Origin of the sequence: Pseudarthrobacter sp. NPDC058119, from assembly GCF_042884655.1 — a bacterium.
Lineage (GTDB): Bacteria > Actinomycetota > Actinomycetes > Actinomycetales > Micrococcaceae > Arthrobacter.
In genome coordinates this window covers 56,948-82,552 of the sequence record NZ_JBHVTN010000001.1, presented here as the reverse complement: position 1 = coordinate 82,552, position 25,605 = coordinate 56,948, and the positions used below count along the sequence as shown (strand labels likewise).

General features: G+C 67.2%; 18 protein-coding genes and 2 tRNA genes. 18 read left to right on the top strand and 2 right to left on the bottom strand.

Translation table 11 applies throughout. The annotated features are described in order from the left end of the window. The first annotated feature begins 175 nt into the window (after positions 1–175). The 10 genes from ilvD (at position 176) to ACFVTD_RS00335 (ending at position 15,165) form a co-directional block, all read left to right on the top strand. The gene (gene ilvD / locus ACFVTD_RS00380) at positions 176–1,894 is read left to right on the top strand and encodes a dihydroxy-acid dehydratase (RefSeq protein WP_387556577.1); all 1,719 of its coding nucleotides are present in this window, start codon (positions 176–178) and stop codon (positions 1,892–1,894) included. Positions 1,895–2,181: 287 nt separating this feature from the next. Continuing rightward, the gene (locus ACFVTD_RS00375; protein WP_387556575.1) at positions 2,182–4,089 is read left to right on the top strand and encodes an acetolactate synthase large subunit; all 1,908 of its coding nucleotides are present in this window, start codon (positions 2,182–2,184) and stop codon (positions 4,087–4,089) included. Positions 4,090–4,091: 2 nt separating this feature from the next. Then, on the top strand, positions 4,092–4,604 hold the full coding sequence (ilvN, locus tag ACFVTD_RS00370; RefSeq protein WP_387556573.1) for an acetolactate synthase small subunit: 513 nt from the start codon (positions 4,092–4,094) through the stop codon (positions 4,602–4,604). 86 nt (positions 4,605–4,690) lie between these two features. Continuing rightward, positions 4,691–5,716, top strand: coding sequence for a ketol-acid reductoisomerase (ilvC, locus tag ACFVTD_RS00365; RefSeq protein ID WP_387556571.1), 1,026 nt, complete (start codon positions 4,691–4,693; stop codon positions 5,714–5,716). A gap of 134 nt (positions 5,717–5,850) precedes the next feature. Then, positions 5,851–7,440 (top strand): phosphoglycerate dehydrogenase, encoded by a 1,590-nt coding sequence (serA, locus tag ACFVTD_RS00360; protein WP_387556569.1) that lies wholly within the window; start codon positions 5,851–5,853, stop codon positions 7,438–7,440. A gap of 218 nt (positions 7,441–7,658) precedes the next feature. Then, positions 7,659–10,457 (top strand): FtsX-like permease family protein, encoded by a 2,799-nt coding sequence (locus ACFVTD_RS00355; protein ID WP_387556567.1) that lies wholly within the window; start codon positions 7,659–7,661, stop codon positions 10,455–10,457. After that, the gene (locus ACFVTD_RS00350) at positions 10,454–11,209 is read left to right on the top strand and encodes an ABC transporter ATP-binding protein (protein WP_387556566.1); all 756 of its coding nucleotides are present in this window, start codon (positions 10,454–10,456) and stop codon (positions 11,207–11,209) included. Before ACFVTD_RS00355 ends, ACFVTD_RS00350 begins: the two co-directional genes overlap by 4 nt. Before the next feature lie 35 nt (positions 11,210–11,244). Then, positions 11,245–12,801 (top strand): methionine--tRNA ligase, encoded by a 1,557-nt coding sequence (metG, locus tag ACFVTD_RS00345; protein WP_387556565.1) that lies wholly within the window; start codon positions 11,245–11,247, stop codon positions 12,799–12,801. Between the two features lie 93 nt (positions 12,802–12,894). Then, the gene (locus ACFVTD_RS00340; protein WP_387556564.1) at positions 12,895–13,947 is read left to right on the top strand and encodes a 3-isopropylmalate dehydrogenase; all 1,053 of its coding nucleotides are present in this window, start codon (positions 12,895–12,897) and stop codon (positions 13,945–13,947) included. Positions 13,948–14,052: 105 nt separating this feature from the next. Beyond that, entirely contained in the window at positions 14,053–15,165 is a 1,113-nt protein-coding gene (locus ACFVTD_RS00335) for a branched-chain amino acid aminotransferase (RefSeq protein ID WP_387556563.1), read from the top strand. An 83-nt stretch (positions 15,166–15,248) separates the two neighbouring features. Here ACFVTD_RS00335 and ACFVTD_RS00330 read toward each other — a convergent pair whose 3' ends face one another. Continuing rightward, entirely contained in the window at positions 15,249–15,842 is a 594-nt protein-coding gene (locus tag ACFVTD_RS00330) for a hypothetical protein (protein WP_387556562.1), read from the bottom strand. 130 nt (positions 15,843–15,972) lie between these two features. Between ACFVTD_RS00330 and ACFVTD_RS00325 the strand changes: the two genes are divergently transcribed. The 4 genes from ACFVTD_RS00325 to ACFVTD_RS00310 are packed head-to-tail and all read left to right on the top strand — an operon-like array spanning position 15,973 to position 19,891. Then, complete coding sequence (locus ACFVTD_RS00325; protein ID WP_387556561.1) at positions 15,973–16,803, top strand: MBL fold metallo-hydrolase; 831 nt, start codon at positions 15,973–15,975, stop codon at positions 16,801–16,803. Positions 16,804–16,805: 2 nt separating this feature from the next. Further along, a complete protein-coding gene (locus ACFVTD_RS00320) occupies positions 16,806–17,582 on the top strand; it encodes a fumarylacetoacetate hydrolase family protein (protein WP_387556559.1) in 777 nt (258 codons plus the stop codon). A 57-nt stretch (positions 17,583–17,639) separates the two neighbouring features. After that, complete coding sequence (gene gltX / locus ACFVTD_RS00315; protein WP_387556557.1) at positions 17,640–19,154, top strand: glutamate--tRNA ligase; 1,515 nt, start codon at positions 17,640–17,642, stop codon at positions 19,152–19,154. Next, the gene (locus ACFVTD_RS00310) at positions 19,154–19,891 is read left to right on the top strand and encodes an HAD family hydrolase (protein ID WP_387556555.1); all 738 of its coding nucleotides are present in this window, start codon (positions 19,154–19,156) and stop codon (positions 19,889–19,891) included. Before gltX ends, ACFVTD_RS00310 begins: the two co-directional genes overlap by 1 nt. Positions 19,892–19,958: 67 nt before the next feature. On the opposite strand, the gene ACFVTD_RS00305 is transcribed toward ACFVTD_RS00310, so the two are convergent. Further along, positions 19,959–21,524 carry a hypothetical protein gene (locus ACFVTD_RS00305; protein ID WP_387556554.1) on the bottom strand — a complete coding sequence of 522 codons (1,566 nt, stop codon included), beginning with the start codon at positions 21,522–21,524 and terminating at the stop codon, positions 19,959–19,961. 300 nt (positions 21,525–21,824) lie between these two features. On the opposite strand from ACFVTD_RS00305, the gene ACFVTD_RS00300 reads away from it, so the two are divergent. The 4 genes from ACFVTD_RS00300 to ACFVTD_RS00285 all read left to right on the top strand — a co-directional run bounded on the left by ACFVTD_RS00300 (position 21,825) and on the right by ACFVTD_RS00285 (position 25,596). Then, positions 21,825–21,896, top strand: a tRNA-Gln gene (locus ACFVTD_RS00300). Positions 21,897–22,024: 128 nt separating this feature from the next. Then, positions 22,025–22,100 (top strand) — tRNA-Glu (locus tag ACFVTD_RS00295). Positions 22,101–22,213: 113 nt separating this feature from the next. Beyond that, positions 22,214–23,983, top strand: a complete 1,770-nt coding sequence (locus tag ACFVTD_RS00290) for a dynamin family protein (RefSeq protein WP_387556552.1) — start codon at positions 22,214–22,216, stop codon at positions 23,981–23,983. Further along, complete coding sequence (locus ACFVTD_RS00285) at positions 23,980–25,596, top strand: GTPase (protein ID WP_387556549.1); 1,617 nt, start codon at positions 23,980–23,982, stop codon at positions 25,594–25,596. The genes ACFVTD_RS00290 and ACFVTD_RS00285 overlap by 4 nt, the downstream gene beginning before the upstream one ends. Positions 25,597–25,605 lie beyond the last annotated feature (9 nt).

Sequence of the window (25,605 nt, the reverse complement as noted above, 5' to 3'; positions counted from 1 at the left end):
CTTCGATACAGGTGGATGGGTGTCCCTGCCCCGACGCTACGTGGGGTGGCCACTGCTGTCCAGAGATGCGGCGGCGCGTGGCCTGTCCTATGTTCGGCGGGAATTCCGGCAGTTTGTCTAACCTGGGGGCCACGGAGGGTCGTTGAGCCACCGATGGCGTCCTAGACTTGCCCCTATGACTGACGCCCAGACCACAACCGGGAACAAACCGGACATCAAGCCACGCAGCCGCGTCGTCACCGATGGCATTCATGCGGCCCCCGCCCGCGGCATGTTCCGGGCCGTTGGGATGGGTGATGACGACTTCGTCAAACCCCAGGTGGGCGTAGCCAGCTCCTGGAACGAGATCACCCCCTGCAACCTCTCGCTCAACCGGCTGGCCCAGGGTGCCAAGGAGGGTGTCCACGCAGGTGGCGGCTTCCCGATGCAGTTCGGCACCATTTCGGTGTCCGACGGGATCTCCATGGGCCACGAGGGCATGCATTTCTCCCTGGTCTCCCGCGAAGTCATCGCCGACTCCGTCGAGACCGTCATGCAGGCAGAGCGGATCGACGGCTCGGTGCTGCTGGCCGGCTGCGACAAGTCGCTGCCGGGCATGCTCATGGCGGCAGCCCGGCTGGACCTCGCCAGCGTGTTCCTTTACGCCGGGTCCATCATGCCCGGCTGGGTCAAGCTGGAGGACGGCTCGGAAAAGGAAGTCACCCTTATTGACGCCTTCGAAGCGGTGGGAGCCTGCGCTGCCGGCAGGATGAGCATGGAGGACCTCACCCGCATCGAAAAAGCCATCTGCCCCGGCGAAGGCGCCTGCGGCGGAATGTACACGGCCAACACCATGGCCTGCATCGGCGAGGCCCTGGGCATGTCCCTTCCCGGCTCCGCCGCACCGCCCTCGGCAGACCGCCGTCGTGATGAATTCGCCCGCAAGTCCGGCGAAGCGGTGGTCAACCTGCTGCGGCTGGGTATCACGGCCCGGGACATCATGACCCGGGAGGCCTTCGAAAACGCCATTGCCGTCACCATGGCTTTCGGCGGCTCCACCAACGCCGTCCTGCACCTGCTGGCGATTGCCCGCGAGGCTGAAGTGGAACTGACCCTGGACGACTTCAACCGCATCGGCGACAGGATCCCGCACCTGGGCGACCTCAAGCCGTTCGGCCGCTACGTCATGACCGACGTGGACAGGATCGGCGGCGTGCCGGTCATCATGAAGGCACTGCTCGACGCCGGCCTGCTGCACGGCGACTGCCTCACCGTCACGGGTAAGACCGTCGCGGAAAACCTCGAGGCGATCAACCCGCCGGACGTCGACGGCAAGATCCTGCGCGCCCTGGACAACCCGATCCACAAGACCGGCGGCATCACCATCCTGCACGGCTCCATGGCCCCGGAAGGCGCCGTCGTCAAGAGCGCCGGCTTCGACGCCGACGTCTTTGAGGGCACCGCCCGCGTCTTCGAACGCGAGCAGGGCGCCCTGGATGCCCTCGACAATGGCGGGATCAAGGCCGGCGACGTCGTCGTCATCCGCTACGAGGGCCCCAAGGGCGGGCCCGGCATGCGCGAGATGCTCGCCATCACCGGTGCCATCAAGGGCGCCGGGCTCGGCAAGGACGTCCTGCTCCTCACCGACGGCCGCTTCTCCGGGGGCACCACGGGCCTGTGCATCGGACACGTCGCGCCGGAAGCGGTCGACGGCGGCCCCATCGCCTTCGTCAAGGACGGCGACAGGATCCGGGTGGACATCGCCGCGCGCACCTTTGACCTGCTGGTGGACGAGGCCGAGCTTGAGGCCCGCAAGTCGGGCTGGGAGCCGCTGCCCGCCCGGTACACCAAGGGCGTGCTCGCCAAATACGCCAAGCTGGTCCACAGCGCCAGCCAGGGCGCCTGGACCGGCTGACGGCGTTTGCGCCGGAAGTTTGGGGTAGGGTCATTCCGTGGACAATGGGGTCCACATGGTGAGATAGGGTTGTTGCTCGTTGACACCCATCTTGCCAAGAGGGAAAACTGAACGCATGACCTTCGTTACCGGCATCGTCGTCGTCCTTACCAAGCGCGTGGCACATTAGCCCCTGGTAACGAACAGTCACGCGCAAACCCCTCACAAAGCCGCCAGGCCGAGGGGTTTTTTTATTCCCACCGTTCCAAAGCAATTCCAGAACCAGAAGATCCACAAGGAAGAGTCCGATGAGCAAAGGATCGCCCATCAGCCCCTCGCTGATGGCCACCAAGTCCACTGGAGCCCCCAAGGCTCCGGAACGCGCCGACCGGACGGCTGACCATGCCGCCGTCGTCGCCGACCTTGCTGCCGTCTCTCCTGTCCTTGGGCCGAACAACGTCGTACCCCCGACGGTGATGACCGGCTCGCAAGCAATCGTCCGCTCGCTCGAAGAACTCGGCGTCGACGACATTTTCGGTTTGCCTGGTGGCGCGATCCTGCCCACCTACGACCCCCTGATGGCCTCCACCATGAACCACGTGCTGGTCCGTCACGAACAGGGAGCCGGCCACGCCGCGCAAGGCTACGCCATGGTCACCGGGCGGGTGGGCGTCTGCATCGCCACCTCGGGCCCCGGGGCCACCAACCTCGTTACCGCCATCATGGATGCCCATATGGACTCCGTGCCCCTGGTGGCCATCACCGGCCAGGTATCCAGCGGTGTGATCGGCACCGATGCCTTCCAGGAAGCCGACATCGTGGGTATCACGATGCCCATCACCAAGCATTCCTTCCTGGTGACGGACCCCAACGACATCCCGCACGTGATGGCAGAGGCCTTCCACCTGGCCTCCACCGGCCGTCCCGGCCCCGTGCTGGTGGACGTTGCCAAGGATGCCCAGGTGGGCCAGATGACCTTCTCCTGGCCGCCGAAGATCGATTTGCCGGGCTACCGGCCGGTGACCCGCGGCCACAACAAGCAGGTCCGCGAAGCGGCCAAACTCATTGCCGCGTCCACCAAGCCTGTCCTGTACGTGGGCGGCGGCGTAGTCAAGGCCCATGCCTCGGCCGAGCTGCTTGCCCTCGCCGAAGCCACCGGTGCGCCGGTAGTGACCACCCTCATGGCCAAGGGCGCCTTCCCGGACTCCCACCCGCAGCACGTCGGCATGCCCGGCATGCATGGCAGCGTCTCCGCCGTCACGGCCCTGCAGCAGTCCGACCTGCTGATCACCCTCGGCGCCCGCTTCGATGACCGCGTCACGGGCGTGCTGAAGACCTTCGCGCCCAACGCCAAGGTCATCCACGCCGATATCGATCCCGCGGAGATTTCCAAGAACCGCACCGCTGACGTTCCCATCGTCGGGTCCGTCAAGGAGATCATCCCGGAACTGACCGAGGCTGTGCGCAGCCAGTTCGATGCTTCCGGAACCCCGGACCTCACCACCTGGTGGGCCTTCCTGAACAACCTCAAGGAAACCTACCCGCTGGGCTGGACGGAACCGGACGACGGATTGATCGCACCGCAAAAGGTCATCAAGCGGATCGGTGAGCTGACCGGCCCGGAGGGCGTTTACGTGGCGGGCGTGGGCCAGCACCAGATGTGGGCCGCCCAGTTCATCAAGTACGAGCGCCCCCACGCTTGGCTGAACTCCGGCGGCGCCGGCACCATGGGGTACGCCGTCCCGGCAGCCATGGGCGCCAAGGTGGGCAACCCGGACCGCGTGGTCTGGGCCATTGACGGCGACGGCTGCTTCCAGATGACCAACCAGGAACTGGCCACCTGCGCCATCAACAACATCCCCATCAAGGTGGCGGTCATCAACAACTCCTCGCTGGGCATGGTGCGGCAGTGGCAGACCCTCTTCTACGAAGGCCGCTATTCCAACACCGACCTCAACACCGGCCACGACACGGTCCGCATCCCGGACTTCGTCAAGCTGGGGGAGGCCTACGGCTGCGCGTCGTTCCGCGTTGAACGCGAAGAAGACATCGACGCCACTATCCAGAAGGCCCTCGAAATCAACGACCGTCCGGTGGTCATCGACTTCGTGGTGAGCCCCAACTCCATGGTGTGGCCAATGGTGCCCGCCGGCGTAAGCAACGACCAGATCCAGGTTGCCCGCAACATGACCCCGGAATGGGAAGAGGAAGACTGAGCATGACCCGCCACACACTTTCCGTCCTGGTTGAGGACAAGCCCGGCGTCCTGACCCGCGTGGCCAGCCTCTTCGCCCGCCGCGCCTTCAACATCAACTCCCTGGCCGTTGGCCCCACCGAAGTGCCGGGCGTGTCCCGCATGACGGTGGTGGTCGACGCCGACGGCGACCTCATCGAACAGGTCACCAAGCAGCTCAACAAGCTGGTGAACGTCATCAAGATCGTTGAGCTCACCCCCGAATCTTCCGTACAGCGCGACCACATCCTGGTCAAGGTACGTGCGGATGCCGCAACACGCCTGCAGGTAACCCAGGCCGCAGACCTGTTCCGCGCCTCAGTGGTCGACGTGTCCACCGACTCCGTCGTCATTGAGGCCACCGGCCACCCCGAAAAGCTCGCAGCCCTGCTCTCAGTGCTGGAGCCCTTCGGCATCCGCGAAATCGTGCAGTCCGGCACCCTGGCCGTTGGACGGGGATCCCGCTCCATGAGTGACCGGGCGCTCCGCTCCGCCTAGGCATTTGCCTCCAGGCGGGGCCGTCCGCCCGTAACCGCAGCACCGCAAGACCACTTATCTACAACCACTCAAGAGGAGTTACGCAAGTGACTGAAATGTTCTACGACGATGACGCCGACCTGTCGATCATCCAGGGCCGCAAGGTTGCCATCGTTGGCTACGGTTCCCAGGGCCACGCCCACGCGCTGAACCTGCGCGATTCCGGCGTCGAGGTCGTCATCGCGCTGAAGGACGGCTCCAAGTCGACCGCGAAGGCCGAGGATGCAGGCTTCACGGTCAAGAACGTCGCCGACGCCGCCGAATGGGCCGACGTCATCATGATCCTGGCGCCGGACCAGCACCAGCGCGCGATCTACACCGACTCCATCAAGGACAAGCTGACCCCGGGCAAGGCCCTGGCCTTCGCCCACGGCTTCAACATCCGCTTCGGCTACATCCAGGCTCCGGAGGGCGTTGACGTTATCCTGGTCGCCCCGAAGGCTCCGGGCCACACCGTGCGCCGCGAGTTCGAAGCCGGCCGAGGCATCCCGGACATCATCGCCGTTGAGCAGGACGCATCCGGCAACGCCTGGGAGCTGGCCAAGTCTTACGCGAAGGCCATCGGCGGCACCCGCGCCGGCGTCATCAAAACCACCTTCACCGAAGAAACCGAAACGGACCTCTTCGGCGAGCAGGCCGTCCTGTGCGGCGGCGTGTCCCAGCTCATCCAGTACGGCTTCGAAACCCTCACCGAGGCCGGCTACCAGCCGCAGATCGCCTACTTCGAGGTGCTGCACGAGCTCAAGCTCATCGTCGACCTCATGTGGGAAGGCGGCATCGCCAAGCAGCGCTGGAGCGTCTCCGACACCGCGGAATACGGCGACTACGTCTCCGGCCCGCGCGTCATCACCCCAGAGGTGAAGGAAAACATGAAGGCCGTCCTGGCCGATATCCAGTCCGGCGCGTTTGCCAAGCGCTTCATCGAGGACCAGGACAACGGCGCCGTCGAGTTCAAGGAACTGCGCGCCAAGGCCGAGCAGCACCCCATCGAGGCCGTCGGCCGCGAGCTGCGCTCCCTGTTCTCCTGGCAGCAGCAGGACGTGGACTACGTCGAAGGTTCCGCAGCCCGCTAAAGCGGCTGCAGGAACGCGCGACAACCAGAAGAAGTGCCGCGATGAGGCCGGGCTCACACTTAACAATGTGAGCCCGGCCTTTCCGTCCGCCTAGACTTGTTCCATCCCCAGGACTGCAACGCAGAGGATCAGCCGTGTCAAAACCCGTAGTACTGCTCGCCGAAGAACTTTCCCCCGCCACCGTCGAGGCCCTCGGCCCGGACTTTGAAATCCGACAGACCGACGGCGCAGACCGTTCCCAGCTGCTCTCGGCGATCAGCGACGTAGACGCCATCCTGGTCCGCTCCGCCACCCAGGTTGACGCCGAAGCGATCGCCGCGGCCAAGAACCTGAAGGTCATCGCGCGTGCCGGCGTGGGCCTGGACAACGTTGACATCAAGGCCGCCACCCAGGCAGGCGTGATGGTGGTCAACGCGCCCACGTCCAACATCGTGTCCGCCGCCGAACTCACCGTGGGCCACATCCTCAGCCTGGCCCGCCACATCCCGCAGGCCAGCGCCGCCCTCAAGGACGGCGAGTGGAAGCGCTCCAAGTACACCGGCATCGAACTGTTCGAAAAGAAGATCGGCATCATCGGCCTGGGCCGCATCGGCGCCCTGGTGGCAGCCCGCCTCAAGGGCTTCGACACCAAGATCCTTGCCTACGATCCCTACATCACCTCCGCCCGCGCCGCGCAGCTGGGCGTGCAGCTGGTCACCCTGGACGAACTCCTGGCACAGTCCGACTTCATCACCATCCACATGCCCAAGACCCCCGAGACGGTGGGCATGCTGGGCGCGGATGCGTTCAAGAAGATGAAGCCGACCGCCTACGTCGTCAACGTGGCCCGTGGCGGCCTCGTGGACGAGGAAGCGCTCTTCACGGCCCTGCAGGACGGCGAAATCGCCGGCGCCGGCGTGGACGTCTTCACCAAGGAACCCAGCACCGACCTGCCGTTCTTCAAGCTGGACAACGTCGTGGTCACCCCCCACCTGGGCGCCTCCACGGACGAAGCGCAGGAAAAGGCCGGCGTCTCCGTGGCCAAGTCCGTCCGCCTGGCCCTCGCGGGCGAGCTCGTGCCGGACGCTGTCAACGTCGCCGGCGGCGTCATCGCCCCCGACGTCCGCCCGGGCATCCCGCTGATCGAGAAGCTGGGCCGGATCTTCACCGCCCTGACCCACGCCTCCCTGACCCAGTTCGACGTCGAAGTCGCCGGCGAAATCTCCTCGCTCGACGTCAAGGTCCTTGAACTGGCGGCACTGAAGGGCATCTTCGCCGACGTCGTAACCGAGCAGGTCTCCTACGTCAACGCCCCCGTCATCGCCGAACAGCGCGGCATCAACGTCCGCCTCATCACCACCCCCGACACTGAGTCCTACCGCAACGTCCTGACCCTGCGCGGCGCCCTCAGCGACGGCAGCCAGATCTCCGTGGCAGGCACCCTGACCGGCCCCAAGCAGATCGAGAAGCTGGTGGGCATCAACGGGTTCGAGGTGGAAATCCCCATCAGCGAGCACCTCGTGGTGGTTGCCTACACCGACCGCCCCGGCGTGATCGGAACCATCGGCCACATTTTGGGCATGAACAACATCAACATCGCCGGCATGCAGGTGGCGCGCTCCGATGAGGGCGGCAAGGTCCTCGCCCTGCTGACCATCGACAGCTCCGTTCCGCAGCAGGTGCTGGACGCCATCAAGGCCGGCATCGGCGCCGAGATGGTCCGGGAAGTGGACCTGGAAGACTAACCCGCGACACACCGGCCGAAACGCCGTAGCCGCTCCTCCCGCTGGGTACGTCCCGGCGGATCCACGTATGATTGGCCGGTCTGCTTACAATGGCTGGGTCCTTAGTCAGGACCGTAGCCGGCAGGCCGGCCAATACCTTTTGCACATCCGTCCGTCATTGCCCACGCCTGCCCGGGGGACGGAAGTGCGCGCACGCAATCCAGGTTTCAGGGAGTTCCATGAACGCCGTCCAGAGGTTCATCAGAAGCAGGGTGCTGCTGTTGACCGCGGCCATCTTGATCGCAGCCATGTGCATGTCGGTCGTCGTCCAAAGCCAGTCACAGGCTGCGCTCAACCGGACGGTCGATGAGAACTCGAGGGGGCTCTACGACATCCTGGTCCAGGCCAAGGCGCCCTCCGGGGCCCTTCTGCAGCCCGAAATCGCCAACGGCGCGGGCGGCATCGGCTTCGACCAGCTGGACTCGATCCGGAAGCTGTCCGGCACCTCCGTGGCCGCCCCCATCAGCCTGGTCTCGCGCGTCACCCAGAACCTGGAGACGCCCCGCCTCGACGCAATGGATTACCTGGGCTACAACGCCGGACTGGCCGGCACCGCCACCGCGGACCAGGCTGCCGGCGCCACCGCCCCGGACAAGTGGCCGGCCGCGGAGTCCGTCCTGACCGATGCCGCCAAGAAGTACCGCCTGACCGCCAGTGCCGTGAGCTCCGACGGGAACTCCGAGCAGACCCTGTTCAAGACCACCGCCGAGGGCACGCTGGGCAAGGCGAAGCTCGTCGAGGAGAAGGCTGCCGGCGGCAGCAGCATCCGCATCGCGGCGCCGGCAGGGGAGACGGGCATCAAGTTCCCCTCACCCGCCGGCGGCTCCGAGCACAACCTCTTCAACCTCTCCGTGGCACTGCCGATGGCCCCGGAGGTCACTGAGTCCGTGGTGGCCGTGGACCCCGCCGCCGAGCGGGCACTCCTCGGTTCCGCCGGTGACTTCCTGGCCCCGCTGGAGAAGGCGCCGCCCGCCGATGCCCGCGACGCCGGCGCCGTGGGCCGCTACCTGGAAGGTCTCTTCACCAGCGGCATCAGCATGGACCAGCTGAAGGAAGGCCCCGACTTCCTGGGCGTCAAGCTCAAGTACTGGGCGCCCCTGATGACCCAATACCAGCAGGCCAAGCGCAACGGCCAGCTGACCACCGGTTCGCAGGCGGTTCCGCTGATCGTGCGCTCCGGCACGTCGCTGGACCTGAAGTACAACGTCAAGATCGAGGAAATTGACGACGCCGGCAAGGTAGTCAAGGACGTCGGAACCGTCTCGAAGTCCCTGGGCAAGGATTACCTGCCTTTTGTTTCCAAGGACCCCTTCGTGTTGTCCTGGCCGGGTTCGACGGACCACTCTTCGCTGCTGGGCGCCAACGGCAACTTCAACCCGGGCCTGTACACCCCGGCCAAGTGGAGCACCAATTTCGCCGGCGCCCCCAAGTACACGGACGGCGATACCGCGTCCAATGGTGCCGTGGACAAGACGGCCGTGCCCGGGGACTGGGTTACCGTTAACCGCCTTCCCGACAAGGCGTCCAACGGAGCGCCGGTTGACCAGACCCAGCGCGACCCGGTAGACGAGCGGTCTTACCGCGACAACCTGCCCACCGGCCAGCAGCAGGCTGCCCAGCCGCTGCCCATGGTCTACGGCACGTTTGACCCCGCCGCCGTGGAGGCAGCCTCCGGCGACGTCAACAAGCTGCCGCTGGGCGGGTACGACCCCACGCCGTTCACCCTTTCCAAGGACGCCTCCGGCAAGGACGTCCCGGCTGCCGAGCTGAAGCCCTCGCTCAGCGCCACGGGTCTGGCCAGCCAGTCCGCCGGTGCCATCACGGACTTCTACGGACTCGCCGCCGCGCGGGGCTACAAGCAGAACGCCGCCGTCATCGATGCCGTCCGTGTCCGTGCCAAGGCGCCGGGCAGCTGGAAGGACGCCCAGCCCGAGGTGGAGAAGCTCGCCGCCGAGATCCGGGACATGGGCTTGGACGCCACCGTCGTGGCAGGTTCCGCCCGTGAGGACACCAGCATCTTCGTTCCTGGCTACTCCAAGGACGGCGCCGGGAAGGAATCGGCGCTCGGCACCGTCCAGCAGTCCTGGGTCCGGCAGAACGCCGCCGACGCCGTGGCAGGGGCACTCTCCGGAACCAACATCACCCTCCTGTTCCTGACGCTGTGCGGGGCCGCCCTCCTCACCGGCGCCTCGACTGTGAGCTACATCCGCAAACGCCGCAGCGAGGCCGGAACCCTCCGGGCCATGGGCTGGACCCAGCGCCGCATCCGAAGCTGGGTGCTCGAGGAATTCGGCGTCGGAGCCGTGCTGCTCGCCGCTGCGGGTATCGTGCTGAGCCTGCTGAGCTGGAGCGTGGCCACCGCACTGGTGTGCGCCGCCGTCCTGGTGCTCTACTGCGCTGCAGCGCTGTTCGCGGCCCGGCAGCTGCGACACCGCGACGTGATCGACCAGGAACCGCAGCACGACGAACGCCTCATCCCCGTAGACTCACCGCTCACCTTCGCCAACCGGCAGCTGAGCACCAACAAGTTCAACACCTTGTCGCTCGCCGTCGCGGTCGGTGTCTTCGGTGCGGCAGTGGGCGGCCTGATTGCCCTGCTGATCGACATTCCCCGCGCCGCCGGCGCCAGCGCATTGAGCGGCCTGGCCGCAGCCAGCGTGACGCTGCCCAGCATCCTGCTGGCGCTTGCTGGCGTGGCTGTGGGGCTGGTCCTGACCCTGGTGACGGGCCGGTTCGAGCTCAACGCCAAACGCCAGTACCTGGCCATCCTCCAGGCCATGGGCTGGAACCCGGACATGCTCCGCCAGGTGCGGTTGTTCGAGAACGCGCTGGTGGGAACCGTGGCCCTGCCGCTGGGCGTGCTGGGCGCCCTGGGCATCGGCCTGCTGCTGGCCCCCTACGCAGCCATCTGGGCTGCCATAGCCGGGCTGGTGGCTGTAATTTGCTGGATACCGATTGCAACGAAAGTGGTCCAATGACAAACCCGACGAACGTCCAGCGCAGCCGCAGGAGCGGCTCCAACGAGGTCCCCCTGCAGACCCGGGCCAGCACCATCGTCAAGTCGGCTGACCACGCCACCCCGCTGGAGATGCGCGACATCACCATCCGCTACGGCGGCGGCAAGGGCGGCGCCGAAGCCGTAAGCGTGGTGGAAGGATTCGACCTGACCCTGCACGCCGGCGAGATGCACTGCGTGGCCGGCCGAAGCGGCTCCGGCAAGACCAGCATCCTGACCGTCGGCGCCGGACTGACCCTGCCGACGTCGGGCCGCGTCTTCTGGGAAGGCGATTCCCTCGAAAGCATGGGCGACGACGAAATCGCCGACCGCCGTCGTGCCCTGATCGGTTACGTGGACCAGGGCGGAGCCCTGATTGACGGCATGAGCGCCCTGGAAAACGTGCTCCTGCCCGCCGTGCCCGACGGCGAGGTGGAGCAGCGCCGCGACATGGCCAAGGACCTGCTGGACCTGGTGGGCCTGGGCCGGCGCATGCGGCACCGTCCCGCCCAGCTCTCCGGCGGTGAACGGCAGCGCGTTGCCATTGCCCGTGCCCTGATCCTCGGCACCAGGGTGCTGGTGGTGGACGAGCCCACCGCGTCCCTGGACCGTGCCTCCGCCAACCGCATCATCAGCATCCTGAAGGACACCACCTCCGACGGCATCGCCGTCCTGGTGGCCTCGCACGACCACGAACTGGTCCGCCTGAGCGATACCCTGACAGAACTGATCTAGCCCACTCCACCGCACCGAAGGTAACCGTCCGCACCGTGACTGCTCCAGAGAAAACGCCGTTCTACATCACCACGGCCATCACCTACCCCAACGGCGTGCCGCACATCGGGCATGCCTACGAGTACATTGCCACCGATGCCATGGCGCGCTTCAAGCGGCTGGACGGCTATGACGTGATGTTCCTGACCGGCACCGACGAGCACGGCATGAAGATTGCCCAGACCGCGGAGAAGGAAGGCATCACGCCCAAGGAGCTGGTGGACCGGAACGCGGAGGTCTACAAGGCGGCGCACTCCGCCCTGGGCATCAGCTACGACCGCTTCATCCGCACCACCGACGAGGACCACTACGCCGCCTCGCAGGCCATCTGGAAGAAGATGGAAGCCAACGGCGACATCTACCTCGACAAGTACGAGGGCTGGTACTCCGTCCGGGACGAGGCGTTCTACGCCGAGGATGAGACGGTGGTGAAGGACGACGGCGTGCGCTACTCGAAAGAGACGGACACCGAAGTGACGTGGACGGCCGAGGAGAGCTACTTCTTCCGCCTCTCCGCCTACCAGGACAAGCTGCTGGCACTCTACGAGTCCCACCCTGAGTTCGGTGCCCCGCAGTACCGGTTCAACGAGGTCATCAGCTTCGTCAAGCGCGGCCTCGAGGACCTGTCCATCAGCCGGACCACCTTCGACTGGGGGGTTCCCGTCCCGGGCAATGACAAGCACGTCATGTACGTCTGGGTGGACGCCCTGACCAATTACCTGACCGGCGTGGGCTACCCGGACGTGGACTCGGAGAAGTTCCGGAAGTACTGGCCCGCCGACGTCCACATCATCGGCAAGGACATCTCCCGGTTCCACGCCATCTACTGGCCCGCCTTCCTGATGAGCGCCGGGCTGGAACTGCCCAGGCGCGTGATGATCCACGGCTTCCTGCACAACAACGGGGTCAAGATGTCCAAGTCCCTGGGCAACGTCGTGGCCCCGGCCGACTTCGTGGCCCGCTATGGCCTGGACCAGGTGCGCTTCTTCTTCCTGCGCGAGGTCCCCTTCGGCGCTGACGGCAGCTACAACCACGAGGCGATCGTGGGCCGGATGAACGCGGACCTGGCGAACAACTTCGGCAACCTGGCCCAGCGGTCGCTGTCCATGGTGGCGAAGAACTGCGGCGCTGCCGTGCCCACACCCGGGACCTTCACGTCCGAAGACAACGCGATCCTCGCCCAGGCCAATGGCTTGCTGGAGACCGCCCGCGCCGCCTTCGACAAGCAGGAGTTCAGCCGCGCCCTGGAAGCCATCTGGGGCGTGCTGCACCACACCAACGCCTACTTCGCCGAGCAGGCGCCCTGGGTGCTGCGGAAGACCGACGTCGAACGCATGAACGCCGTGCTCTACGTAACGCTCGAGGTGCTGCGCATCGTGGCCATCCTGGCCCAGCCGGTCATGCCCGGCGCAACCGCAAAACTCCTGGATGCACTCGGCCAGCCCGAGGGCGATGCCAGGCAGTTCGCCGCGACCTCGACGCCGATCGTCCCGGGCACCGCACTGCCCGCGCCCACCCCGGTCTTCCCCAAGTTCGAGGAGCCCGGGGAGTAGGGTCCTTCCTCCGCGGGCTCCCGGCGGATGCGCTCATGTCCAAAAGCTGAGACGTTTTGACCAGCATATGGATGTCTTGGCTACCCTGAAACCATGAGCGCATCCACCATCGATCTTGCAGTTATTCCCGGCGACGGCATCGGCCCCGAGGTCATTGCCGAGGCCCTCAAAGTCCTGGAGAAGGCTGTGGCGGCGGAGGGCGTGGAGCTCAAGCCCACGCACTACGAACTTGGTGCCGCGCACTGGCTTGCCACGGGCGAGACCCTGACGGATGAAGTCCTGGCGGACCTGAAGACACGCGACGCCATCCTGTTCGGTGCGGTGGGCGCCGCCCCCGGCGATACCCGCATCCCGTCCGGAATCATCGAGCGCGAACTGCTCCTGAAGCTCCGCTTCAGCCTGGACCACTACGTCAACCTGCGGCCTTCCCGGCTCTACGGAACCGTCGGCAGCCCGCTGGCCAATCCCGGCACCATCGACTTCATCGTGGTCCGGGAAGGAACCGAGGGCCCGTACGTGGGCAATGGCGGCACGCTGCGGGCGGGAACCCCGCATGAGGTCGCCACGGAAGTGTCCCTGAACACCGCCCATGGCGTCGAGCGCGTGGTCCGCGACGCGTTCCGCCGGGCCAGCCTGCGGGAACGCAAGCACGTCACGCTGGTCCACAAGCACAACGTCCTGGTCTTCGCCGGACACCTGTGGAAGCGCACCGTCGAGGCTGTGGCCCAGGAATTCCCCGGCGTCACCCATGACTACCTGCACGTGGACGCCGCCACCATTTTCATGGTCACCGACCCGTCCCGTTTCGACGTCATTGTCACCGACAACCTGTTCGGCGACATCATCACCGACCTCGCCGCGGCCATCACCGGCGGCATCGGCCTGGCAGCTTCCGGCAACATCAACATGGACCGCACCGCGCCGTCCATGTTCGAGCCGGTCCACGGGTCCGCGCCGGACATCGCCGGCCAGGGCAAGGCCGACCCCACCGCTGCCATCCTCTCCGCCTCCCTGCTGCTGGACCACCTTGGCTACGCCGAGGCTGCCCGCAGGATCGAAGCCGCGGTGGTTGCCGACGTCGAAAAGCGCGACGGCACCGCACGCAGCACCAGCGCCGTGGGCGACGCCATCGCCGCGGGCCTCTAGCCCGCGCCGGGCCCGCCGGCATCGGGCGTAAGCTTTACTCGAATCACCAAATGCCGCCTTCGGAGTTCAGCGCAGAACCTGCGGGCGGCCGATCGTGGAGGAACCATGACTCAGACCGCCCATGGCGTCGAATTCACCCGGCAGCCCTCGGAGAACCCGAAGTCTGCCGAAGAGCGTGCAGCCATCCTGGCAAACCCGGGATTCGGCAACTACTTCACCGACCACACCGCCATCGTCGACTACAGCGTGGACGCGGACGGCAACGGCGGCTGGCACGACGCCCGGATCGAACCGTACGGTCCGATCGTGCTTGATCCCTCGGCTGCCGTGTTCCACTACGGCCAGGAGATCTTCGAAGGGCTTAAGGCCTACCGGCACGCCGACGGCTCAGTCTGGACCTTCCGACCCGAGGCCAACGCGGCGCGCCTGAACAAGTCGGCCCGCCGCCTTGCCCTGCCTGAGCTGCCGGCTGAGTACTTCCTGGGCGCCATCCGGGAACTGGTGGCCGTCGACAAGGAATGGGTGCCCTCCGGTGACGGCGAAGCCCTCTACCTGCGGCCCTTCATGATCGCCACCGAGGCCTTCCTGGGCGTCCGGGCAGCCCGTGAAGTCTCCTTCCGGGTGATCGCCTCGCCTGCCGGCAACTACTTTGGCGGCGAGCTCAAGCCCGTCTCCATCTGGATCTCCCGCCAGTACGCCCGGGCCGGCCGCGGCGGCACCGGCGACGCCAAGTGCGGCGGCAACTACGCGGCCTCGCTGATCGCCCAGCAGGAGGCGGAGGCCAACGGCTGCAAGCAGGTGCTGTTCCTGGACCAGGCCAACGACAACGCCGTGGAAGAGCTGGGCGGCATGAACGTGTTCTTCGTCATGAAGGACGGCTCGCTGGCCACGCCCGCGCTCACCGGCACCATCCTCGAGGGCGTCACCCGGATGTCCGTGATCCAAGTGGCCAAGGACATGGGCCGCGAGGTGGCCGAGCGCAAGATCACCCTGGACGAATGGCGTGACGGCGTGGCTTCCGGCGAGATCACCGAGGTCTTCGCCTGCGGCACGGCCGCCGTCATCACCCCCATCGGGGTCCTGAAGGACGCCACCGAGTTCATCGGTTCCGAGGACGCCAAAGCCGGCGAGGTCACCATGGCCATCCGGGAAAAGCTCCTGGGCATCCAGACCGGCGCCGAGCCGGATACCCACGGCTGGCTCACCCGCCTGGCATAGTTATCACGCCGCAACGCACGACGGCGCCTGCCGGGCTTTGGTCCGGCGGGCGCCGTTCTGCGTTCCAGCCGGCGGCAGGCTGGTCAGCGGCGGGCGGCCTTGCGGGCGGCGTTTTTCATGGCCTTGCGCGAGACCGGCTTGAGCGCCTTTCGGGCCGCCTCTTCCGCCAACGCCCTGTTGCGACGGGCGTCGATGAGGTCGTTCCAGAGCGTGGTGGCGAAGACGCCGCCGTCCTGGGCGTAAACGTCGTAGGGGTAGCCGGCGTACACGGGCGGGGTAGTGCCGCCGGTAAACAGCTCCTTCCCGTTGGCCCTGGCGACGGCGTCGCCAATGGCCCAGCTCCGCGTCAGGTGGCTGGTGAGGTTCTCCTGCACGAACACGTTCGCATCGCTGGACCGGGAGGCCTCTTCCAGCAGGGATTCCAGATCCGCCGCCAGCAGCGCCGAGCCGGCCTGGTCCGCAGGAGCGGAGGCATCGGCCAGTTCCGCGGCGATGCTGCTGACGGCGTCGGTCCAGTCCCGGGTTTCGCGGAACCTCTTCCAGGTGGGGAACCAGATGACGCTGCCCGTGGCGTGGTTGTGGATGTGCAGCAGCCCCGTGGCTTTTTCGGTGGCCGAATGGTCGTGGCCGTCGGTGTCAGCCTGGGCGAGGAGGTCTGCGAGTGTTGCTGTGCTCATGGGTGGTATCCGGCTTCCTGCTGGAGATGGTGGTGCTGTCCTTGGTGCCAACCCGTGGCTCGGGCCGTTCTATTCCGCTGCGGCGGACATGGGGCTGGGGAGGACCGGCCGTTGATGCAAGGATGGGTCCGTGACTTTCAATCCCGGCCCGGTCCTGCAGCGGAGCAGCGCGCTCACTCACTTCTTCCTTGCCCCCAATCCGGGCCCCATGAGCTTGGACGGCACCCATTCCTATGTGCTGCGGGGGTCGCCGGACGCCTCAGCCGTGGTGGTGGACCCCGGACCGGAGGATGAAGCGCACCTTGCCGCGCTGGCAGGCGTTGGCCGCGTGGAACTGATCCTGGTGACCCACCGGCACGCCGACCACACGGCCGGATCGGCACGCCTGCATCAACTGACGGGTGCGCCGGGCCGGGCCGCGGATCCGGCACACTGCCACGGCGGGGGAGCGCCCCTGGCCCACGGGGAAGCGATCCGCGCCGCCGGGCTGGATATCACCGTGCTGGCCACGCCCGGGCATACCTCGGATTCGGTCTGCTTCCACCTGCCGGCGGACGGGCAGTACGGGTCGGTGCTCACGGGGGACACCATCCTGGGCCGGGGGACCACGGTGCTGGACTATCCCGACGGCACGCTGGGCCACTACCTCGCATCCCTGGACCTGCTGGAGGCACTGGGCCCCGCCGCGGTCCTGCCTGCGCACGGCCCGGTGCTGCCGTCCCTCGAGTCTGCCGCCCGCGATTACCGGGCGCACCGGCAGGAGCGGCTGGCGCAGATCCGTGGCGCACTGGACCGGCTGGGCCGGGACGCGTCCGTAGGGGACGTGGCTGACGCCGTCTATGCCGACGTCGGCCCTTCCGTCCGGCGCGCGGCCGAACTGTCTGTGGCAGCTCAGCTTTCCTACCTGCGCGGCGGCGGAAGCGAAGGGCAGGCGGCGCCTTCGGGGACGGTAGGGTATTAGCCATGCGTATTGCCAGGTTTGTCGTCGATTCCGATCCCCTGTACGGCGTTGTGGAAGGTGAGCCAGGCAGTGAGGAAATCACTGTCATCCACGGCGATCCCTTCTTCAATGGCGTCGAGCGCACGTCCGTGCGCCACAAGCTGGAGGACGTCCGGCTGCTTGCACCCATCATTCCGCGCAGCAAGGTGATCGGCGTGGGCCGGAACTTCGTGGAGCACGCCCATGAGCTCGGCAATGAGGTACCCGCCCAGCCGCTGCTGTTCCTGAAGCCCAACACCTCGGTGGTTGGTCCCAATGATCCGGTCGTGCTGCCGGAATTTTCCGAGGAAGTCTCGTTCGAAGCCGAGCTGTGCGTGGTGATCGGCCGGATCTGCAAGGACGTGCCGGAAGACCGCGTGGACGACGTCATCTTTGGCTACACCTGCGGCAACGACCTTACGGCCCGCGACGTGCAGAAGACCGACCTGCAGTGGACCCGGGCCAAGGGCTTCGACACCTCCGCCCCGCTGGGTCCCTGGATCGAGACCGACCTGGACACCGAGGACCTGCAGATCCAGGGCCGGCTCAACGGCGAGGTTCGCCAGGACGGCAGCACCAGCCAGATGATCCGGGGTGTGCGGGAACTGGTGTCTGTTGTGTCCCAGGCGTTTACCCTGCTCCCGGGCGATGTGATCATGACCGGGACGCCGGCCGGCGTGGGCCTGGTCAAGGAAGGCGACCGCTTCGAGGTGGAAATCGAGGGCATTGGACGGCTGTCCAACCCCATCGTCCGCCGCTAGCGCTCTCCCTGCGGGCGGGAAGCCGCGCCCTGCGGGGCGGGTAAAGTTGAAGCCACTATGAGTATCGCTTCTTCGTCACCTGCCGCCTCCATCCCGCCCGTCACCGCCGAAACTCCCGTCCGGGTCCGTTTCTGCCCGTCACCGACCGGCACCCCGCACGTGGGACTGGTCCGGACGGCCCTGTTCAACTGGGCCTACGCGCGCCACACCAAGGGCACGCTGGTCTTCCGGATCGAGGACACGGACGCGGCACGCGACAGCGAGGAAAGCTACCACCAGCTGCTCGACGCGCTGAAGTGGCTGGGCATCGACTGGGACGAGGGCGTGGAAGTCGGCGGCCCGCATGAGCCGTACCGGCAGTCCCAGCGCGGCGACATATACCAGGACGTCATCAAGCGGCTGCGCGAGGGCGGATTCATCTACGAGTCCTTCTCCACCCCTGAGGAGATCGAGGCACGCCACCGCGCCGCCGGCAGGGACCCCAAGCTTGGCTACGACGGCTTCGACCGGCACCTGACGGAGGAGCAGCTGGCCCAGTACCGGGCGGAGGGCCGGCAGGCCGTGCTGCGCCTGCGCATGCCGGACGAGGACATCACGTTCACCGACCTGGTCCGCGGCGACATCACCTTCAAGGCAGGATCCGTCCCCGACTTCGCCGTCGTGCGGGCCAACGGCGCTCCGCTGTACACGCTGGTGAACCCGGTGGATGACGCGCTGATGGGCATCACGCACGTTCTCCGCGGCGAGGACCTGCTCAGCTCCACCCCGCGCCAGGTTGCCCTGTACCGCGCCCTCTACGCCATCGGCGTTGCCGAGTACATGCCGGAATTCGGCCACCTGCCCTACGTCATGGGCCAGGGAAACAAGAAGCTCTCCAAGCGCGACCCCGAGTCCAGCCTGTTCCTCCACCGCGAGCGGGGCTTCATTCCGGAGGGGCTGCTGAACTACCTGTCCCTGCTGGGCTGGTCCCTTAGTGCAGACGAGGACATCTTCACGGTGGAGCAGCTCGTCGAACACTTCGACATCCATGACGTCCTGGGTAACCCTGCCCGCTTTGACCTGAAGAAGGCCGAAGCCATCAACGGAACCCACGTCCGGATGCTCGAACCCAAGGACTTCCGCGACCGCGTGGCACACTACCTGCGCGAAGCCGGCCTGGTGGGGGAGATCCTCACCGACCGCGAGGAGGAGATCCTCACCGAAGCGGCACCCTTGGTCCAGGAGCGCATCACGCTGCTGGGGGAAGCACCGGAGATGCTGGCCTTCCTGTTCAAGGCGGACGACGCGATCGATGTTGCGGACGACGCCCGCAAGGGGCTGCCCGCCAACCTGGCCGAGGTGCTGGACGCCGCCATCGGAGCGCTGGAGCCGCTTGCCGACTGGACGGCAGAGAACATCCAGGCCGCCCTTAAGCAGGCACTCGTCGAGGACATGGGCATCAAGCCGCGCCTCGCGTTCGGCCCCGTCCGCACCGCGGTCTCCGGCCGCCGCGTCTCGCCGCCGCTGTTCGAGTCCATGGTGATCCTGGGCCAGGAGTCATCGTTGCGCCGGCTCCGCGCCTTCCGCGGCTGATGGCTGCCCCCAGCCAGGCCCGGGCCGGCGTGCTGCAGACGCCCTTCGGCGCTGTCCGCGGCGTCCTGTTCGACATTGATGACACCCTGGTGGACCTCGAATATTCGATGACCACCGCCCTGCGCGAGGTCAGTGAACACCTCCTCCCCGGCCTGGACCAGGCCGGGTGGGAGCGGTTCGGCCGCATCTTCACCCACGAAACCACCCATTACTACGACCGCTACCTGGCAGGTGAGCTGACGTTCAACGAACAGCGCCTGCTGCGGGGCAGGGCGGCCCTGGGGCACTTCGGCGTGGAGCTGGCCGACGGCGAGGAATCCCACCGGTGGCTCAGCGCCTACGTGGAGAAGCAACCCGCATACGTCAAGCCGTTTCCCGACGTGCTGCCCCTGCTGGACGTCCTGGACAGCCTGGGCATCCCCTACGGGGCGGTGAGCAACAACGTCCACGACTACCAGCGGGCCAAGCTGGACGGCGCCGGGCTGGAACGGATCACCCACCTGGTGGGAACCGACACCCTTGGCGTGGCCAAGCCAGACCCGGCGATGTACCTCGAAGGGGTGAGGCTGCTGGGCACGCCCGCTGCGGAGACACTCTACGTGGGCGACAACCGGCTGCTGGACGCTGAGGGTTCGACGGCGGCGGGCCTGGTGGGCGTATGGCTCAACCGCGGGGGAGAGGTCGTCGAGGATTTCGACGGCGGCATCGTCGCGTCCCTGGCCCAGCTGCTGCACTAGCCTTCTCAGGCAACGACCGCGGCCCTGCCCCGGGGCCGCGGTCGTTGTCCAGGCGGTGCGTCCGCCGTCAGGCCGTGGCAGCGCGCAGCAGGGACCGCCTGCGGAGGAGCAGGTAGGCCCCGACGGCGGCGGCCACCAGAAGTGCCACCAGCACCAGCGCGACCAAAGGGTTGTCCAGCCACGACGACGGCGAGACAGCGGCCACCTTGGAGTGGAGCTCCTGCGTGCCGGCCGCGATCCTCGAATTGCCGTCAGCCAGCTTGCCCGCACCGTCGGCCAGTTTGCCCGAGCCGTCATCAAGCTTGCCGTTGCCGTCGGCCAGCTGCCCGGTTCCGGCAGCGAGCTGGGCTGATCCCGCCTGGAGCTGCCCCGTACCGCGGCTCAGCGCCACGGTGCCGTCCGAGAGCGCCTCGGTTCCGGCCAGCAGGCCCGGGTTCTCCGGGTCGCCGCCGCCGTTGATCCCAGCGCTGAGTTTAGTGGTGCCGTCCTGCAGGTTGTTCGCCGCGTAGATCAGGCCCGGGCTGTCCGGGTTGCCGGGGACACCGTCCATTCCCACCCTGATCTTCGCCGTGCCCTCCGCCAGCATGGACGTGCCCAGCACCACTCCGGGGTTCTGCGGGTCCGTTGCATTGAGTTTTTCCGCCAAGGTGGCGAAGCCCGCCTTCAGCCGGCCCGCGCCGTCGTTCAACTGGCTGGCGCCGGCGGCCAGGCTGCCGGTTCCGGCCTTGAGCTGCCCGGCGCCGTCATTAAGCTTTGCTGCCCCGGCATCAAGCTGGCCCGCTCCCGCATAGGCACGGCGGCCGCCGTCGGCCAGCTTGGCGATCTGGTCCTTGATCACCGCCAGGGGCACAAGGCCCTGGGGACCGTTCGCGGCGGCTTCAAGCTGGTCCAGGCCCTGGCTGAGCGCGGCCAGTCCGTCGCCCTTGGTGGGGTCGTTGCCGGCGCCGGGGTAGCCCTTCAACTGGGCTGTGCCGTTCTTCAGCGCCGCCGTACCGGCGCTCAAGCTGGAGGCACCGGCATCGAGCTGCCCGGCGCCGCCCGCGAGCTGGCCCGTTCCCGCCGCCAGCTGTCCGGCGCCGTCCGCAAGGTTGTTCTGCGCGTTTCCGGCGGCTGTGGGAGTCAGCGCCGCTGACAGGGCCACGGCGCCTGCCTGGAGCTTCCGGGCGCCGTCATCCACCTGGTAGACACCCGGAACAAGCTTGTTCAGGACATCGTTCTGCAGCTTCGTGGTGCCGGCATGCAGCTTATCCACCCCAGTCGCGAGCTGGTCGCGGACTCCGGAATAGATCTTTCCCGCACCCGCCTGCAGGGCAGCGGCCCCGGTGTTCAGTTCGGTGCTGCCGTCTTTGACTTTGACCGATCCGTCCTTCACCTGGACAGCGCCTTTATTGGCTGCCCCGGCTCCTGCGGCCAGCTGGCCTGAACCATCCTTGAGCTGTGACGCTCCCGCTGCGGCCTGCTCGGCGCCGTCCATCAGCTGGGCAGCACCGTTTGAGATCTGGCCCGTGAGGTAGGTGTAGAACGCAAGGAAAAGGACGAGCAACAGGGACAATGCGATGATCGCGATGGACTGTGACCGGGGTCTGGGTTTTGCTGCGGCAATGTTTGCTGTGCGGGTTGTCAACGCTGACACTTCCTAACTTTCCGCCGGACGACGCTGCCCGGGGCGAAACCGTGGCTGGTAGGGCGTTCCCGTTTTCCTCGTGGGTGACCCAACTTGCGGGGCAGGGAGATTGTTACCGATGGGTAACTTACTCGAGGGTAACCACAGGAGCGGAGCGTGGGCAAGGGTTTGTTCCAATCAGTCCACGTGATGGTCCGGGGCGCTGCGGGTCCCGATTTGTGCGAGCCGAAAGTCTCGGGTAAAGTAATTTCTCGTGCTGAGGCGCACGGAGCAGGGAAAACGCCCTGAAAACCGGCCCGAAAGTTCCATTGGGATATGGTGTAATTGGCAACACTACGGTTTCTGGTACCGTCATTCTAGGTTCGAGTCCTGGTATCCCAGCTCTGGTTTATCGGCTGATTTCAGCCGTAAAACAGGAGGTTTCCACTCGGTTTTCCGATTTGGAACCACGGCAAGGTGTGTGAAATACTCACTGAGCCTGAGCAGCGGAAATGCTGCCGGAAGTACACGGCCCCATCGTATAGCGGCCTAGTACGCCGCCCTCTCACGGCGGTAACGCGGGTTCGAATCCCGCTGGGGTCACCATCGAAAATGGTCCCGGGCAACAGCCCGGGACCATTTTTGTTTCCCCGGTACATCCCGGCCTGCCGACGCGCCGCGGCCGCTCTCCCCATCGCCCCAACTGGCATGATGTTGCTGTGACCTCCCATGACGAGCACGGCCGCCCCCCACAGCCACCACCGCACGCCATGTCCGCGGTGATGCTCCTCGAGGAAATCCGTGCCGGGCTGGACAATGTCACGCTTCCGCTGGCCCTTCCCGGCGTCGACCAGGCCCGCCGCGATACCTCGGCCGCGAGGGCCCAGCTGGACGACTACATCCTTCCGCGGTACCGCAGCCTGGACGCACCCCTGCTTGCCGTCGTCGGCGGTTCCACCGGTGCGGGCAAATCCACCCTGGTCAATGGACTCGTGGGGCACCCCGTGACCCGCGCCGGCGCCATCCGCCCCACCACCCGCCAGCCCATCCTGCTGCACAGCCCCACTGAAGCGGCCTGGTTTGAAGGCCGGCGCGTCCTGCCGGGGCTGGCCCGCATCCGGGGAACGCTGGCGGCCGGTCCGTCACCTGCGGGCCGGCCCGGCGAGCAGTCGGGGGCGGCAGACTCGCTGGTGCTGGTGGCCGATCCAGCGGTACCCGCCGGCATCGCCCTCCTCGACGCCCCCGACGTCGACTCCATCTCGGACCACAACCGCCTGCTCGCCGGACTGTTGCTGGCAGCAGCCGACCTCTGGGTCTTCGTTACCACCGCCAACCGGTACGCCGACGCCGTCCCTTGGAAACTCCTCCTGGATGCCGCTTCCCGGGACATCACGGTGGCTGTGGTGCTGGACCGGGTGCCGCAGGGCGCCGAAGCAGAGGTGAGCCAGGACCTGCGGGGGCTGCTGGACCGCGAAGGCCTGGCCGGAAGCCGCCTGTTCATTATCGCCGAAACAGTCCTGGAGGCCCACGGCATGCTGCCGGCAGGTGCGGTGGACGAGTTGCGGGAGTGGCTGGCGTCGCTGGCCTCCGATGCGGCGGGCCGCGCCGACGTGGCCCGCCGGACCCTGAATGGGACGGTCCGCGCACTGGCCCAGCGGATAACGGACCTCGCCGGGTCCGTGCGTGAACAGGAACGCGCAGCCGCGCGGCTCGAAGCCGACGCCGTGGCAGCGTACGGGGATGCTGCCGCCCGCATCCTGGACGCAACCCGGGATGGAGCACTGCTGCGCGGCGAGGTCCTGGCCCGCTGGCAGGACTTCGTAGGCACCGGCGAGTTTTTCCGCACCCTCGAGCAGAACGTCGGCCGGTTCAGGGACCGCCTGGGGGCTTTCTTCCGCGGTGAACCCGCGCCGGCCGTGCGGGTGGAAGCGGCCATCGAGACCGGCCTGCAGGCGGTCATCGTCGACGAGGCAGCCAACGCTGCCGAGGACACCGACCGGCGGTGGCGCTCGGACCCGGCAGGCCGCCAGCTGATGGGCCCGGACGACTTGTCCGGCACGTCTCCCGGGTTCGCAGACCGTGCGGCCGCGGAGATCCGGGCCTGGCAGCAAGCGTTAATGGAAATGATCCGCACCGAAGGCCAGGGCAAGCGGACCCAGGCCCGCTGGCTGTCGTTCGGCATCAACGGCCTGGGCGCCGCACTGATGATCGTGGTGTTTTCGATGACCGCGGGACTGACCGGCCTCGAGATCGGCGTGGCCGGTGGCACCGCCGTCGTAGGCCAGCGCCTGCTGGAAGCTGTGTTCGGCGAGGATGCCGTGCGGCGGATGGCAGACAAGGCCCGCGATGACCTGGCCGCGCGCTGCTCGGAACTGTTGAAGGTTGAGCAACAGAAATTCCTTCAGCGGCTGCCGGCCGGCAACCCGGCCCTGGCGCAGACACTGGCTGCGCAGGCCGGAGAGCTGGCCCGGTTGGCGGAGCGCGCATGAGCCGGCACGGCGCCGCAGGGGAGTCATCGCGGCTGGACGGCCGGCTCCAGGGGCTCCAGGATGCCCGCGAACTCGCGGAGGGCGTGTTGCCGGACCAGGTGCTGCAGGAGGCATTCGACGTCCTGGAACGGGCAAGTTCCCGCCGCTCCCTCTCCGGTGACCACACGGTGGTTGGTTTCTTTGGGGCCACTGGCAGCGGCAAGTCGTCGCTCTTCAATGTCGTCAGCGGCGCCGAAATCGCGACGGCGGCCGCCCGCCGTCCCACCACGTCAGAACCGTTGGCAGGGGTCTGGGGGGCAACGGGCAGCGAAGCACTCCTCGACTGGCTGGAGGTGGGGCACCGGCACCACGCCGCGGCCGTGGAAGGCTTCGCGGACGAACAGACCGGGCTGATCCTGCTGGACCTCCCCGACTTCGACTCCACCCGCGCCGCCAACCGCGAGATCGTGCAGCGCATGGTGGGCATGGTGGACGTCCTGGTCTGGGTGCTCGATCCGCAGAAGTATGCAGACGCGGCCGTCCACAACGGGTTCCTTGCGCCCCTGGCGTCCCATGGGGCCGTCACGCTCGTCGTCCTGAACCAGGTGGACCGGCTGCCGATGCATGATGTGCAGCCGGTGCTCGACTCGCTGCACGGGATCCTTGCCGGCGAAGGGCTGGGGCAGGTCCGGGTCCTCCCTGCCTCCGCCCTGACCGGGGCAGGAATCGGAGAGGTGCGCGCGGCGATCCGGAAGGTGGCTGTCCAGCGGCAGGCCCAATCCCGGCGGCTGGAAGCGGACATCGGCAAAGCGGCGGAGGATCTGCGGCTGGCTTCCGGTGACGGTGACGCTGCAGGGTCCCGGTCCGCAGCCAAGGCGCGGCTCGCCGGTGAATTGGCCATTGCGGCCAACGTGCCCGCTGTGGTGCGGGCCGTGGGGCAGTCGTACCGCCTTGAGGCCGTGCGCCGCACCGGCTGGCCGGTAACCCGTTGGCTTTCCCGGTTCCGGGTTGACCCGCTGCGGCGGCTCAACCTGCGCAGCAGTGCTCCTGCCGGCCTGAACCGGACCTCACTGCCGCCGGCGGGGGCGCCGGAGCGGGCACGCACCGACGCGGCGGTCAGGGAGTTCGCGGACTCGGCCAGCGCTGGAGCACCCGGCCCGTGGCGGGCAACGATCCGGGGGGCTGCCAGGAGTGGGCGGGAGCGCCTGCCCGACGCACTGGACCAGGCCATTGCCGGAACAGAGCTGGGTGCCAACCGGAAGGCGTGGTGGTGGGGGGCGTTCAACGCAGTGCAGTGGCTGGCGCTGCTCATCCTGCTGGGTGGCCTTGGCTGGCTGGGCGTCCTGGCCGGGCTCGGCTACCTTCAGCTGCCGGTCCCGGAGGTGCCGCGCGTGGAGGGATGGCCGGTGCCCACCCTGATGATTGCCCTGGGATTGGTTTTGGGGATTTTCCTGGCGGTCACCGGGCGGTTTATTGCCGCAGGAACTGCCCGGGCCAGGGCTGCCAGGGCACGACGACGGCTCAACAGTGCCGTTGCAGCAGCGGCGCAGGAGCTGGTGGTGGAGCCGGTGGAGGCGGAGATTGCCAGGCTTGCGGCCTTCAACAAAGCGCTGAAGAAGGCCGGCCAGCCCTAGGGCTGCCGG